Genomic DNA, 14559 nt, shown 5'->3' on the forward strand with positions numbered 1-14559 from the left:
AAAATACCACATAAAAAAACCACTATTAAGCTACACCTTAATAGTGGTCGTATACGTATTATAAGCGAAATAGCGTAAAAAATGAATAGTATTACTGAAACAATAAAGAAACGAACACAATTGAGCATATAATCCCGATTAAATCTGCAAAAAGTCCTACTTTTAGTGCATCACCCATTTTTCTAATCCCGACCGCTCCAAAATATACAGTTAAAATATAGAAAGTCGTATCTGTGCTCCCCTGCATCGTAGAAGCCAATCTCCCAATAAACGAATCTGGCCCATATGTGGCAATTAAATCGGTCGTAATACTTAAACCAGCAGAGCCTGAAATAGGGCGTATAAGTGCTAGTGGAACAATTTCTGCTGGAACATGGATCAAATCTAACATTGGCTTCATTACCGATATCATTGCATCTAACGCACCTGAAGACCGGAATATAGAAATAGACACAAGCATTCCAACCATAAACGGTAAGATGGAAATTGCAATTTGAATCCCTTCTTTTCCTCCCTCAACGAACGATTCATACGTCGGTACTTTCTTTATTGTGCCATATAAAAGGATAAAACCAATTACACAAGGAATTACCCATAAGGAAATTGTATTTACAATACTCATTTTTTCCGCCCCTTTCTACTCCTTCTTCGGTAAAAATAGCGGTCAATCCAAATTGCTCCAATCATAGAAAGTACTTGTGCAATAAATGTTACCCCAACAATTTCAGTAGGATTCGCTGATTCATACGTCATTCGAATGGAAATGACTGTCGTAGGAATTAATGTAATGGCTGATGTATTTAATGCTAGAAACGTCACCATAGAACGGCTCGCCGAATCCTTTCCTCCATTTAACTCTTTCAGTTGTTCCATCGCTTTAATACCAAGAGGGGTTGCTGCATTACCTAGACCAAAAAAGTTTGCCATCATATTTGATAGAATAAATCCCATGGACGGATGATCCTTTGGTATTTCTGGAAACAACCTTTTTACTATCGGCATAAAAAGTGTAACTAATTTTTTTAACAATCCGGCTTCCTCTGCAATTTTCATTAAACCGAGCCAAAATACTAAAACACTAATAAGTCCTATACAAATCGTTACCGCATCTTTTGCTCCGTCAAATACAGCTTTATTCACTTCTTCCATCGTGCCATTTATCATGGCGTATACAATCCCAATGACAGCCATCGCTACCCATACGAGATTAACCATCGTTCCCAACACCTATCATGTAAGAAAAAATTTCTTTCACATTATTCCAGTAAAGTCCCGTTGTAGCTACTAACTTCCGTTTACTATAAAATAAATTCCGTTCTCCAACTTTTTCATTACCAACATAAATGTCTGTCTTCCCAACCTTTACTCCATCCGTAAGTTTTATACTTTTATGGAGTTCAACTTTTAATACTACGTTCTTTTTTTCTTCTTCAGTTAACGGTACCGAAAAACTATTTTTCGTATAAACATGGTTGGCATACTTCTTTTCATTTATTTCAGCAATTGCTCCTTGTCCTAAAACTTTCGTTTGTTTGAAACGTTCAAAACCTTTATCAAACAAATTCATATGATCATCCCAATCACTAGAGGCACTCAAAGTTACGACAATTAAATCTAGTCCATCTTTTGATGCCGTTGTCACAAGCGTTCGCCCAGCTTTCTTCGTAAAGCCTGTTTTTCCTCCTGTTGCAAATTCATAATAAGACGTTACCAGCTTATGTTTATTTTTCCACGGGTAATCCCAAGAATCTGATTTATATGTTTTGGTTCCAAAGATTTTCTTAAATGTCTCGTTTCCCATTGCATATTTCGTTAATAATGCCATATCGTAAGCCGACGAATAATGTGATCCATCTCCATCTAAGCCGTGAGGGTTTGAGAAGTGCGTATCTTTCATTCCAATTTCTTTCGCTTTTTGATTCATTAAATATACGAATCCATCTATACTCCCACCCACACTTTCAGCAATTACTTGCGCTGCGTCATTACCAGATCTAAGCATGAGTCCGTATACTAAATCTTCTAACTTCACTTTTTGTCCAGGCTTTAAATAGATTGCCGATCCTTCCACCCTCACCGCTTCATTACTAACTGATACCATTTCTTTCATCTTCCCTGATTCAGCAGCTAATAAAGCGGTCATAATTTTTGTTATACTAGCAATTTTTTGAGGCTCATGTTCTGCTTTTCCGTATAATACACGACCAGACTGTTGCTCCATTAATACAGCATTTCGAGCACTGACATTGCTGTTCATCTTTGCATATGTAGGAATCGGCATAACGCTTGCATACATCATAAGAAGCGTAATGATTACACAAATTCGTCTCATATTTCCCCCCACGTCCTTTTGGCACTTTTTGTACAAGTGTATGCTTGGCCTTTTAAAATATGAACGAAATCTTCCTTCTACTTCCATTAAAAAAGACGCAGAGAATTTGCGTCTAATATGGTGTCCATTCAATTTGTTTCGCAGTTTCAAACCTTTTTTCTACATCAGGCCAATTTACAACATTCCACCAGTTTTTAATATATTCATCTTTTCGATTTTGGTATTGTAAATAATACGCATGTTCCCAGACATCTAGTACAAGGAGCGGTATCGTATCCCATTGTGTAAATAATTGATGAAGTGTACTTTGCAAAATTTCTAACCTTCCAGACCGGGGTACCCAAACGAGAATTGCCCAGCCTGAACCTTCTACTTTAGAGGCCGCTTCTGTAAAATGTTTTTGGAAACGTAAAAAGCTCCCAAAATCTTGTTCAATTTGTTGTGAAAAAGCTCCTCTTGGACTTCCACCACCGTCTTTTTTCATGTTATTCCAAAATATCGTGTGTAAGTAATGACCTGACCCATGAAAAGCCGCTTCCCTTTCCCAATGCTTAATTAAATCAAATTTATTTGTTTTTCTCGCTTCTTCCATCATCTTCTCTGCTTTATTTAACCCTTCCACGTAACTCCGATGATGTTTATCATGATGTAACATCATAATTTCTTTAGAAATATACGGTTCTAATGCATTATACGGATAAGGTAATGGCGGGAGTGTATGTCCTCCAATTGGGACAGCTCGTTCACTATCCCCTCTTTCATATAATTCATATTCCTCTTCTTCTTGCATAAATACTTCCTGCAAGTGATGCTGAATATGTTCTACATCATCGCTTATTTCATACATAAACTCTGCATCTGTTTCATACTCATGCTCTTTCATACGCTCTAATAACGTCTGAATTTTATAGGCAAGCATATGGACATCATACACTTCCATTGCGCGGCTATCTAATACGTGAAGAACACTTTCACACCAATTTTCTACTTCATGAAAGTAATCTGTAAATACACCTTGCTGATTCATGTTGCACCTCCCTAATGCTATCCACTTAACTATATTCAATGAAAATCCCTTATATAACTGTACAAAAGGAAAAGAAGCTAAGTAACCTTAGCTTCTTTTCCTCAATCAATATTTGTGTAACATCTTTGTCTGATAATCCGTCTCATAATATTCTAGTTCTTCACGCATCAATTGAAATTTACCTTCTAAACTCTTCATCACTTGCTCCAAAGATGCAGGTGGTGTTTGTTGAAAAACGATAGAATTTTTCCCTGTATATGCAGACCGACTATTTTCATACCAATGATCACTCTTCGGTGAAAAAAACTCTGCAATTACTTGATGGTAAATCTTATATAAAATTTTTTCAGCTGCTGTTTTTCGAAATGGCTGGCTATTCAACAAAACAAAACATGCATCCTGTCCTTCTTCGCAAAAAACGAGAAGTCGTCTCATTGATGCTAATACCCCTTTATAATATTGCTCATTCCCTGCTGGTGTTTCCTCTAATAAAGAAGGTAACGTATGATAATTTACATAATTGGTTATCAAATTAATAGCATCTTCTAAAAATATAGAAACTTGTTCTGTTTGATTTTCAACCATCAAATTAGACATTTTTCTCTCTCCTTTGCCATTTCACGCTATTTCTACTCTTTTATTTTTATGTAATTCAGCCAATATTTCTTGTACTTTCGACACCGTTCCCTCATCAAAATATTGTTGAAATTCTTCCATATTATTTAAATACAAACGTTTTTGCGCACGAAGCTCCTTATCTTTCACTAAACAACATATCGCTACAATATCACGCAAATATATGTTTTGTTCTTCTACTTTATACACTGGATTTCCTTCAAAAGGAGTAATTTCTTGTAAAACTTCTTCAAAATATCGAACGTATAAAACCGAAAAAGTTTTCTCTTTACCATTTAATATATATGTCACTTCAGATCTGTTAAAAAAATCTTCTGATGTATTAGGTTTCGCTTTTTCTAACTCATATCCTACGTAACCTTTTATAATCATATACTCCCCTCCCCCTCTTTCATCTTATTCTAACTTAATTTTCTGATAAACAAAATATTCTTTTAAATATACCTATATAAAAAATAGCTCGCCTATACAGGAATTTACCTTTTTATTTTTCTGGAAGTTTGTCATAATAATATTATTGTCTCAGTTTTCTTATACAAGGAGAGTTGTATTTATGTCGTTTTCATGGAAACGTTTCTTACAAATCGGGAAAATTGTCTTCCCATTTGTTGTATTAACAATTGTATTCTTTCAAGCAAAAAAAGAATTAGCGGGCATTTCTTTTTTAGAAGCGATTGATACAATTAAAAACATTCCAACTGGAGGAGTCTTTTTAGCAATTACACTTGGTGCATTCGCTGTATCAACAATGTTCTTTTATGACTATGTTATGCTTCGTTACTTAAAAGCTGATATCCCTGTCCAAAAGATTTTCCGTATCTCGTGGATTGCTAATACTTTAAATGGATTTATCGGGTTTGGTGGTCTTGTTGGAGCCGGCGTACGCACAATGCTTTATCGTCCATATATAAAAGAAAATGGAAAACTTATTAAAAGTATCGCTTGGATGACAACTGCCTTTATTAATGGATTAGCCATTCTTTCATTTCTTGGTCTCATCGGAATATTAGACACGAGATTTATTTTGCATGAAAAACCATGGCTATGGCCTGTTCTTATCTTCTTCGCTCTTTTCGTCCCTATATATATCGGATTTTCTAAATTAAAAAATAGAAAAGCGACGCAAACAGAGGAACAAGAAGAAGAGGAGAAAAACCCAACTGTTTTATACTCATTAGTTTCATTAGTCGAATGGGTATCTGCTGGTATTGTTATGTACGTCATATTACTATTATTTGGCATTGAAATCGAATTCCAAAAGTTTTTAGGCGTATATGTTATTGCTGCTTTAGCTGGTGTCGTTAGTCTTGTTCCTGGTGGCCTTGGATCATTTGATCTTGTCTTCTTAACTGGGCTTGGGCAATACGGCATCGATACAGGTGTTTTACTCCCTGCTATGTTATTATATCGTCTCGTCTATTACATCTTGCCCTTCTGCCTTGGTCTCATTTTTGCAGCTTTTGAAATGACAGGAGTAGCCATTAAAAAGTTTGAAGATAAACCTTTTATTGCGCCTGCATTAGAGACAACTGGTGTTATATGGACTTTGCAGCGTGACTTTCTAGGAAAGTTAGGTTCTTGGGCATCTGCTGCTTTAACAGTATTTGCTGGCTTAATGGTTATTTTATCAACCATTCTACCGACAAGTATAAATCGGGCACACGCCTTACATATTCTAGCTCCAAAACATCTTATTCAATTTTCTTTTAGCTTATCGCTAACATTCGGTATTCTCCTCCTCATTCTTTCGCGGGGGATATATTACGGAACAAAACGTTCTTATTATATGACGATTGTTTCTTTAATTGGAGCCGCTATTTTTAACACACTAAAAGGAATTGATGTTGAAGAAACTTTTATTTTATTAATCGTACTCGCTGTATTGTATATGCTTCGTAAAAGGTTTGTACGTGAGAAAATGGAAGTCTCACTTTCCGATATCGTAAAAGTTTTTATATTCCTACTTGTAACGTTATATTTATATAAAAACTTAGGTATTTTATTTGCAGGTGCAAAAGAAGCTTTCAAACCTGATTTTGTCGTTCGTAATATTACACAAGTGAAACGAAGTGCATTAGCAGCTGCCTTTTTTGTTCCTACTTTTTTACTAATTGGTTCACTCATTGCAAATCGTTATCGAAATGAATTTCCCGGGCAACCAGCTAATGATAAACGATTACAAAACTTCTTAGATGAACATGGTGGAAATGTACTTAGTCATTTAGGTTTTTTAGGAGATAAACAGTTCTTTTTCAGTAGTGATGGAAAAGCACTCATTCTCTTCTCAATAACTGGAAAACGACTTATTGTACTAGGTGATCCAATTGGGGACCCTTCCTCCTATCGTACTGTATTGCAAGAGTTTTTAGCTGAGGCTGATCGATTTGGATACATTTGTGTATTCTATCAAATTGAAAGTAAATGGATGAGTTTATACCACGATTTTGGTTATAACTTCTTTAAGCTTGGTGAAGAAGCTGTTGTTGATTTAAATACCTTTACAATAACAGGAAAGAAACGCGCTGGCATGCGAGCTACTTTCAACCGTTTTGAAAGAGAAGGCTATACATTCTCTATTCATGAGCCACCTTTCTCCGACGAATTATATGAAGAGTTAAGAAAAGTTTCAGATGCATGGCTTGGTGGAAAAAAAGAGAAAGGTTTTTCACTCGGATACTTCGATCGTGAATATATTAGTCGCGCTCCTATCGCAACATTATCTGATGCGGATGGAAAAATTATTGCATTCACAACATTCATGCCTGTATATCAAAACGGATCATTATCTGTCGATTTAATGCGATATTATCCAGATGCGCCTAGCGGCATTATGGACGCAATTTTCATCCACTTATTCCAGTGGGCAAAAGAAAATGAATACCACTCCTTTAATATCGGTATGGCACCACTTTCAAATGTTGGTTTATCCACACAGTCTTTCTGGTCTGAACGAGTGGCTGCTGCAATCTTTAATAACGTTCGTTATACGTATAGTTTCAGCGGATTACGACATTTTAAAGAAAAATATAAACCAGCATGGAGCGGTAAATATTTAGCATTTAGGAAGAATCATTCTTTACCAATTACAATGCTCTCTGTAACAAAATTAATAGGAAAAAGAAAAAACAGCTAAAATCTTAGCTGTTTTTTCTTTTTTGAACTTGTACAATAAATTCTTTTTCATACTTCTTACCATTTATATAGAAATTCCCCCACATTTTATACGTGCCTTCGGCAGGAAATGTAATTCGGTATTGTAATTGTTCATCCGTATCTACAGGCATAGCGTATAAAAAATTCTCCTTCGTTTCATCCACGATATAGAGTGACTCTACTTCTCCTCTCTCTGAATGCAATTTCAATTTTTCACCCTTTTTCGCTTGAAACTGAAATGTTAACGTAACTGGTTCATTCGGATGTAATGCGCCAAATAAAAGAGAAACTTCATACTCTCCTATTTTTTTTGTAAGTACACTGTCGATTGGAAATTTCACTTTTTTCTTATTGTTCTCCTCTTTCGTTCTACCAAAATTCTTCCTAGCGAATGACTCTACGGACTTATTTTTGTCTTCGTATAAAAATATTGTATATTCTTCGTCTTTCGCTATTTTGGAAGATAACTTATATGACCCGTTCCCTGCAAATGTGGGTTTAATTTGTTGTATGTTTTTTAACTGTCCATCTACAATCACTGCCCGCATTTGATCATTTACACCACGAATTTCATTATTCTTGTTGTTTAACAACTGAAATACAATATCTACTTTCTCATTTCCCTTTCCATTTGAAACACCCCACTTTACTTCCTGAACATCTCCTACAGTCTCTTCGTTTTCTTGATATTTTTTTATGTAAAATCCTCCTGCCACAATAAGTACTAACGCAATAAGCCCGATGACAAGATTTTTCAAAACATCACCTACCATTTTTATTGTCTCTATTCATACAAAACTTCTTAAGATATATATTCTAGATTATGATTTATGAAATCCTCCTATTTTGCACATATTACAAATAATAAAAAGATTTTAATTGAAAGGATTCGTAGTGTATAATGCAAATGATATTGATTTCTATCAATACATTATAAGGAGGACTTTTTTATGAGTGTACATATCGAAGCAAAACAAGGTGAAATCGCTGAATCTATTCTATTACCTGGTGATCCATTACGTGCAAAATATATCGCTGAAACATTTCTAGAGGACGTTACTTGCTATAATAATGTGCGTGGTATGTTAGGTTTCACTGGAACTTATAAAGGAAAACGTGTATCTGTTCAAGGTACAGGTATGGGTGTTCCTTCTATTTCTATTTATGTAAACGAATTAATCCAAAGCTACGGAGTTAAAAATTTAATTCGCGTTGGAACTTGCGGTGCAATTCAAAAAGATGTAAAAGTTCGTGATGTTATTATCGCAATGACGGCTTGTACTGATTCTAATATGAACCGTTTAACATTCCCAGGATTTGATTTTGCACCAGCTGCAAACTTTGACCTTTTAAAGAAAGCTTATGATGCTGGAACTGAAAAAGGATTACACGTTCGTGTCGGTAACGTTTTAACAGCAGATGTGTTTTATCGTGAAAGCATGGACATGGTTAAAAAACTTGGAGATTACGGTGTATTAGCAGTAGAAATGGAAACAACTGCTCTTTACACATTAGCAGCGAAATACGGTGTAAATGCATTATCTATATTAACAGTTAGCGATCACATCTTCACTGGCGAAGAAACAACATCTGAAGAGCGTCAAACTACATTTAACGAAATGATTGAAATCGCTTTAGATGCAGCAATTCAACAATAATACACTAAAGAACTTGTCATACGTCTGGCGAGTTCTTTTTATGTGACTTTTTATAAATAACTACTTTATAAAGAGACAGATTTCTCCCCTCTACTTTCTTGTAACGTTTGTTATAATAAAGTGAAACTTTAATCAGTGGAGGTTTTTTCCATCCCCCACTGATTATTAGTTGAACCAATCGGATTTTACGGGCAATTGATTTCCCACTTAACTCCCTTGTATTCGCCGAATTTTGAAGTGGGAGTCTTATTGCCCGTTAAAGCGGGATAAAGAAATCATTTACAGTATTTCTCATAAGAGGTGACGTAGTGAAAAACAGAAGTATCGTCTTTAAACTATTTTTATTAACATCCACTTTATTTACAATCATATTCCTACTTTTTTTCCTAGGACAATCTCTATTTTTAGAGAAATTTTATATTAATAAGAAAGTAAAAACAGTCCAAACTGCTTTTGAAAAATTCGTAGATAATTATGATAAAAGTGATAAAAGTTATGAGCAGGTTAGAAAACTAAAACAAGAATTTCATGATAAAACAAATGCCGATATGCAGTTTTTGGACTCTAACGGTATTATTAAAAGTGATAACAATTACTATATCGATGTATTTAATCCCAACAATAATAAACAGTATTCCATTCCACTCAATAATCTTTTAACACCAGAAGAATATAATAAATTCGAAAATTTAGGTTTAAAAAAAGATGTAATAATCAATGTTGATGGAGTCGTGCAAGAGAATAATATAATCACACCACAAAAATTAGGAACGAATTATAATCAATGGCAAAACGAACATTTCTATTCGGATTTTCAGTCAATTAATGGTAACCCTTCTAAGAACAGACTTGCAAGCCGATACAAATCTACAACTCGAATCGTCTTTACAGGTGTTATAACTAAGTTACAGCTCCCATCCAAAGCTGAGGTTCGTCTTGCAAATGATATTGAAACATTACAAGCCGTTCAATATTTTGCAGATATGATTAGAGAGGGAACTTCTAACTCGAACCAATTAAGTACTTTCATATTAGATGGCGGAGAAAATATAAAAAATAGTATCTTTGTAAAACCGATTATAGAAAATGGAAGGATTACAGAATACGCTTTTGCGATAGCATCTTTGCAGCCTGTTAATGAAGCGATGCTCGTTTTAAAAGATTATTATGTCTATGCCTTAATCATCGTGTTTCTCGTAATTATTTTGTTATCCTTCTACTACTCAAAAATCATTGTTAAGCCATTAATTAAAATAAATCGTGTTACAAAAAAAATGGCTAATTTTGATTTCAGCGAGAAATTACCTGTTACAGCTGACGATGAAATTGGCGGGCTTTCTGGCAGTATCAATACATTATCTGTAAATTTAAAAGATCGAATCGATCGATTAAATGTTGCTAATACAAAGTTACAACAAGATATTGAACGTGAACGTCAATTAGAAAAAACAAGAAAAGAATTCATTTCTGGCGTATCACACGAATTAAAAACACCGCTAAGTGTAATTAGAAGTTTTGCAGAAGGAATTAAAGATGGTGTTAGTAAGGATACTTCGTATTATACTGATGTTATTTTAGAAGAAACAGAAAATATGAACAGGCTGATTGTTGAAATGTTAGAATTAGCAAAGTTGGAATCTGGTACTTACAAACTAGATATGACGACGTTCTCAATCGGTGAATTAACGCAACAAGTCTACACAAAATTATTATTTAGCATGGAAGAAAAACATTTACAAGTGAACATCGATGCAGACCCTTCTATACTTGTTACAGCAAATCGCAGTCGCATTGAGCAAGTAGTTGTGAACTTACTAAGTAATGCAATCCGTTATACGCCAGAGGGAGAAAAAATACAAGTCTCCATTATAGAAGCAGAAGATACCGTAAAAGTCGAAATCGAGAATACAGGAAACCCTATTCCTGAAGAAAGTCTTGAAAAAATTTGGGATCGCTTCTATCGTCTAGATGCATCACGTAGCCGTCACACTGGAGGTACCGGTCTCGGATTATCTATTGTAAAAAACATTTTAGACCTACATCATGCCGAGTATGGTGTGTATAATACGACTAACAGTGTTGTATTCTATTTCAATTTACAAAAAGTAAAAGAAGTCAAATAATTTGTCTTAATTTCACTAGGAGTTCACATGAAATTCACACTCTCCCTTTATAGTAAGAAACAAGTTAATCCTTTCCTTTACACATATAAAAGAGGAGAGTGCGTGAAATGAAACAAGCAGGACAACCTATTCAAAATGAAAAACAATTAGAAACTATCAAAAATATACTTTTACAATCTTCGAAACGTGATGGCTTATTATTCGTATTAGCTGTAAATTCTGGCTTAAAAGTAAGTGAAATCTTACAATTAAAAGTTAGTGATGTAATCGATGAAAATGAAAATGTTCGCCATTCCATTTTATTTTACAATGAAAAAGTGAAGAAACATAAATGGTTTGCTGTAAATGAAGACTTACAGCACGCAATCGAAGACTACATGAAAGAACGTAAAACTTGGAAACGTAATGAACCATTGTTAAAATCTCAAAAAGGAACAAAATCTATTACGAGACAACATGCATGGTACATTTTAAACAAAGCTGCAAAAGAAGTTGGATTAGAAGGGATTAGCTCACATACACTTCGAAAAACTTGGGGTTATTGTGCATACAAATCAGGTGTTGATATTGCGTTTTTACAACACTTCTTTGATCACAGTACTCCATCAAAAACTTTAAAGTATATCGGTATTGCTTAATAACTCTTATACATAAAAAAGGTTACCATTTTAAAATTTGGTAACCTTTTTTATATTTCATATTCTCTTTTCTTGTCTCTCCTATACTGTAGTGGTACTCTAGTAATAAGGGGGAGAAATTATGAACACACTTACAATTGAATTACCAAAAGAAACGGCTGAAAAACTTGATTTATTAAAACAAGCTTATGAAAAGAAAACAGGTGCTTCTATCTCTGAGAGCACTCTCGTTCAAACACTTATCTCAAAAGAATTTATCCAAGCGATAACTCCTTTTGATTTACAACAATTCGTCAATGGAAAAGAACAGCATTAATCGCTGTTCTTTTTTTATCTCTATTTAAAATACACAAAGTTTTATATATATTTTTAGAAAAACCATTGACAATGATAATGATAACCATTATCATTTATTATGAAGCCAACAATTGATGAATCAACCAAACGCTCAGTAACATTGTTACCCCTCTTTTTCATATAGAAAGGCACTGTACATTCCCCCTGTTTGTACAGTGCCTTTCTTGTTTATTATCATTCAAAAAAATTTAATTGCTCCGGCTTCGGCTCACCATATGTAATGTTCATCATTTTCATAAGCTGTTTCGCATTATCTGCTGCATCCCCACCTGAATTGTTGTTAAACAGTACGTATATATCCTTTGTTTTCTTTTTTAATTGCTCTAGTCGTTCAACCCATTCTTCGAGTTCTTTATTGTTGTAGCGATATAAACAGCGAACCGCTCTCCAATTTTCCCCTTTATCAAGCCAACCATGAACATTTCGACCGTGAAAACGTATTAATGCCATGTCTGAATTTGTAACCTCTAACACGAGTGGCACAGAACCTATCCCAGCCTGTGGTTCATCACAAATTGTATGAATCCATTTCTCCTGTTCTAGAAACTGTAACGTCTTATCTCTCATTTCTGGATAAAACCATGTTTGATTTCGAAATTCTATTGCACATGGTAAACCTTCCATTTTTTCTTTCGTATATCGAAGAAAATCTACATTTTTCTTTTTGCAATCAAACCATGGTGGATATTGAAATAAAATTGTTTTTAATTTATCAGCTTCTATTAAAGGAAGAATAGACTGTTTATACACATCAAACATCTCATCGAACGTAGAAAAAGGAATTTCACCTTTCATATGTCCTGTCATTCCTTGATACGCTTTTACGATAAAAGAAAAATCTTTCGGCGTTTCCATTGCCCATTTTATATAATTTCGTGCAGGTTGCATCGCGTAAAATGAACTATCCACTTCCACAATAGGAAAATACTCGCTGTATGTTCGTAATTTATTTCTATTTTCATAGGGATTTATGTATAAAGAATCATGATCTCCCCATCCTGTCACTCCAATAAACAGCACATATACCCCTCCCTTTTTAACTTCATCTTCTATTCACTTTGCATCATGTAGCCTTTTCTTTAAGGGTATCCTTATAAAAATATGATATACTATATGGAAGAATTTTTAAAATGAGGGGTTATTTATTTATGCTTCCAAACGATGCTACTGTATCTCATGAAAAACGAATTGAAGAACTAGAAAATAAAGTACGTTTTTATGAAGAACTTGTGAATCAATTACCACATCATTTCACATACAAAAATCCACATATTGGTTTACGAATAAAGAAAACTAGAACGACTCATTCCATTCAAGAAATACCAAAAGAGAATAAAGAGGCTCATTTTCAACTTACTTGTGATTCATTATTTTTATTTGAACAACTTGAAAAACACTTTGTACATATTTTTGATGCCTTTTCACATCATGTAACCTTTATCGATAGTAAAGGGAATATTACTTTATGTAATCAAGTTGCTGCAGATGATTTCGGTGTAATACGAAATGATATTATCGGAAAACCGATTCAACAATTACTAAACTTGCCGGAAGAAAAAATTAAAGCAATTGAAACATTAAAAACGGGAACAGAAATATATAATGAAGAAGTTTTAGACAAAAACTATGGCATTATAAATAACCGAATTATTCGCGATTATAACGGGGAGATTTTTAGAGTTATCAGTGTCTTTCATTATTTAAATACAGAACGTGATGCTGAGAAGTTTTCGTTAGCAGGGCGAATCGCAGCTGGAATTGCACACGAAGTACGAAATCCTCTTACAACAGTACGAGGATACTTACAATTTTTACAAGAAAGCATTTCTCCATCAAATAAAGAGTTATTTAAAAACTTGCTTATCCCTGAATTAGATCGTGCAAATAATATTATTACAAAATTTTTAGCCATTTCAAAAACACGGGAATTTACAAGAGAACCGTTTCCCATCAATACATTTTTACGTGACTATATTCAACAGTTACTAGCTAGTGAAGTCTCCTTGCATAATATTTCAATTGATTATAACTTCTCTAATGAATTAGATGATATTTTAGTCAATATTGATCGACATGAACTTGTTCAAGTGTTTTTAAATCTATTTCAAAATGCCGTCGATGCTCAAGGCGACAAACCTCTTTCTATTCAAATTACTAGTTATCGCCTTAATAACTTCGTTCGGATTACTTTCACAGATAATGGAATTGGTATTCATCCAGCTATTCAAGAATATATCTTTGATCCATTCTTCTCAACGAAGGATTCGGGAACAGGACTAGGCTTGTCAGTAACAAAAAAAATCATCCAAAATCATAACGGCACATTAAAAATGACTAGTAATGAAGATGGTACAACTTTCACTATTTCAATTCCAATCTTACCTAAAACAACCCTTGAAAAATTAAACCAATGTAAATAAAGGACTAATCCACGAACTACATGCCAATTGTTAAACACTCCCAACAATTAGCATGTAGTTTTTTATGTTGTACTTTTCTTCTTTACATTATATAAACCTTTCTCTATATCTTACTTATTTCTTTCTAGGTGGGCCAATTTCTTATTTTTTTAGAAATGGTAGTTTGTCCATCACGAATTTAGTATAAATTTCATTTTAATATATAGTAATGACTA

Annotated in this window: 14 protein-coding genes; 6 read left to right on the forward strand and 8 right to left on the reverse strand. The window is 34.0% G+C overall.

The features are described 5' to 3' along the window. Positions 1–91: 91 nt before the first annotated feature. The 6 genes from spmB to ACTFR8_RS06855 form a co-directional block, all read right to left on the reverse strand. On the reverse strand, positions 92–622 hold the full coding sequence (gene spmB / locus ACTFR8_RS06830) for a spore maturation protein SpmB (RefSeq protein WP_000029514.1): 531 nt from the start codon (positions 620–622) through the stop codon (positions 92–94). Beyond that, positions 619–1215 (reverse strand): spore maturation protein SpmA, encoded by a 597-nt coding sequence (spmA, locus tag ACTFR8_RS06835; RefSeq protein ID WP_000247811.1) that lies wholly within the window; start codon positions 1213–1215, stop codon positions 619–621. Before spmA ends, spmB begins: the two co-directional genes overlap by 4 nt. Then, a complete protein-coding gene (locus ACTFR8_RS06840) occupies positions 1208–2332 on the reverse strand; it encodes a D-alanyl-D-alanine carboxypeptidase family protein (RefSeq protein ID WP_001252636.1) in 1125 nt (374 codons plus the stop codon). The genes spmA and ACTFR8_RS06840 overlap by 8 nt, the downstream gene beginning before the upstream one ends. 112 nt (positions 2333–2444) lie before the next feature. Next, positions 2445–3359: a superoxide dismutase gene (locus tag ACTFR8_RS06845; protein ID WP_001075739.1), complete on the reverse strand. Its 915-nt coding sequence runs from the start codon at positions 3357–3359 to the stop codon at positions 2445–2447. A 105-nt stretch (positions 3360–3464) separates the two neighbouring features. Continuing rightward, positions 3465–3956, reverse strand: coding sequence for a YpuI family protein (locus tag ACTFR8_RS06850; protein WP_000067556.1), 492 nt, complete (start codon positions 3954–3956; stop codon positions 3465–3467). Between the two features lie 21 nt (positions 3957–3977). Further along, positions 3978–4367, reverse strand: coding sequence for a hypothetical protein (locus ACTFR8_RS06855; RefSeq protein WP_000584363.1), 390 nt, complete (start codon positions 4365–4367; stop codon positions 3978–3980). 181 nt (positions 4368–4548) lie between these two features. Here ACTFR8_RS06855 and mprF point away from each other — a divergent pair, with 181 nt between their 5' ends. After that, a complete protein-coding gene (mprF, locus tag ACTFR8_RS06860) occupies positions 4549–7128 on the forward strand; it encodes a bifunctional lysylphosphatidylglycerol flippase/synthetase MprF (RefSeq protein ID WP_000010892.1) in 2580 nt (859 codons plus the stop codon). Positions 7129–7132: 4 nt separating this feature from the next. On the opposite strand, the gene ACTFR8_RS06865 is transcribed toward mprF, so the two are convergent. Beyond that, complete coding sequence (locus ACTFR8_RS06865; RefSeq protein ID WP_000232614.1) at positions 7133–7921, reverse strand: hypothetical protein; 789 nt, start codon at positions 7919–7921, stop codon at positions 7133–7135. A 177-nt stretch (positions 7922–8098) separates the two neighbouring features. Here ACTFR8_RS06865 and deoD point away from each other — a divergent pair, with 177 nt between their 5' ends. From deoD to ACTFR8_RS06885, 4 genes are all read left to right on the forward strand, one after another. Further along, a complete protein-coding gene (gene deoD, locus ACTFR8_RS06870) occupies positions 8099–8806 on the forward strand; it encodes a purine-nucleoside phosphorylase (protein WP_000110705.1) in 708 nt (235 codons plus the stop codon). Between the two features lie 308 nt (positions 8807–9114). After that, positions 9115–10929 (forward strand): sensor histidine kinase, encoded by a 1815-nt coding sequence (locus tag ACTFR8_RS06875; protein WP_000797517.1) that lies wholly within the window; start codon positions 9115–9117, stop codon positions 10927–10929. Between the two features lie 107 nt (positions 10930–11036). Beyond that, entirely contained in the window at positions 11037–11567 is a 531-nt protein-coding gene (locus tag ACTFR8_RS06880) for a tyrosine-type recombinase/integrase (protein ID WP_000806236.1), read from the forward strand. Positions 11568–11688: 121 nt separating this feature from the next. Then, a complete protein-coding gene (locus ACTFR8_RS06885) occupies positions 11689–11883 on the forward strand; it encodes a DUF3924 domain-containing protein (RefSeq protein ID WP_001094860.1) in 195 nt (64 codons plus the stop codon). 215 nt (positions 11884–12098) lie between these two features. Here the strand turns inward: ACTFR8_RS06885 and ACTFR8_RS06890 are convergent, their stop codons facing one another. Then, positions 12099–12944, reverse strand: coding sequence for a DUF72 domain-containing protein (locus ACTFR8_RS06890; RefSeq protein ID WP_000897352.1), 846 nt, complete (start codon positions 12942–12944; stop codon positions 12099–12101). A 128-nt stretch (positions 12945–13072) separates the two neighbouring features. Between ACTFR8_RS06890 and ACTFR8_RS06895 the strand changes: the two genes are divergently transcribed. Further along, positions 13073–14344 carry an ATP-binding protein gene (locus ACTFR8_RS06895; protein ID WP_000937241.1) on the forward strand — a complete coding sequence of 424 codons (1272 nt, stop codon included), beginning with the start codon at positions 13073–13075 and terminating at the stop codon, positions 14342–14344. The last annotated feature ends 215 nt before the right edge of the window (positions 14345–14559 follow it).

It is taken from the genome of Bacillus cereus group sp. MYBK15-3 (genome assembly GCF_051916765.1).
Lineage (GTDB): Bacteria > Bacillota > Bacilli > Bacillales > Bacillaceae_G > Bacillus_A > Bacillus_A cereus.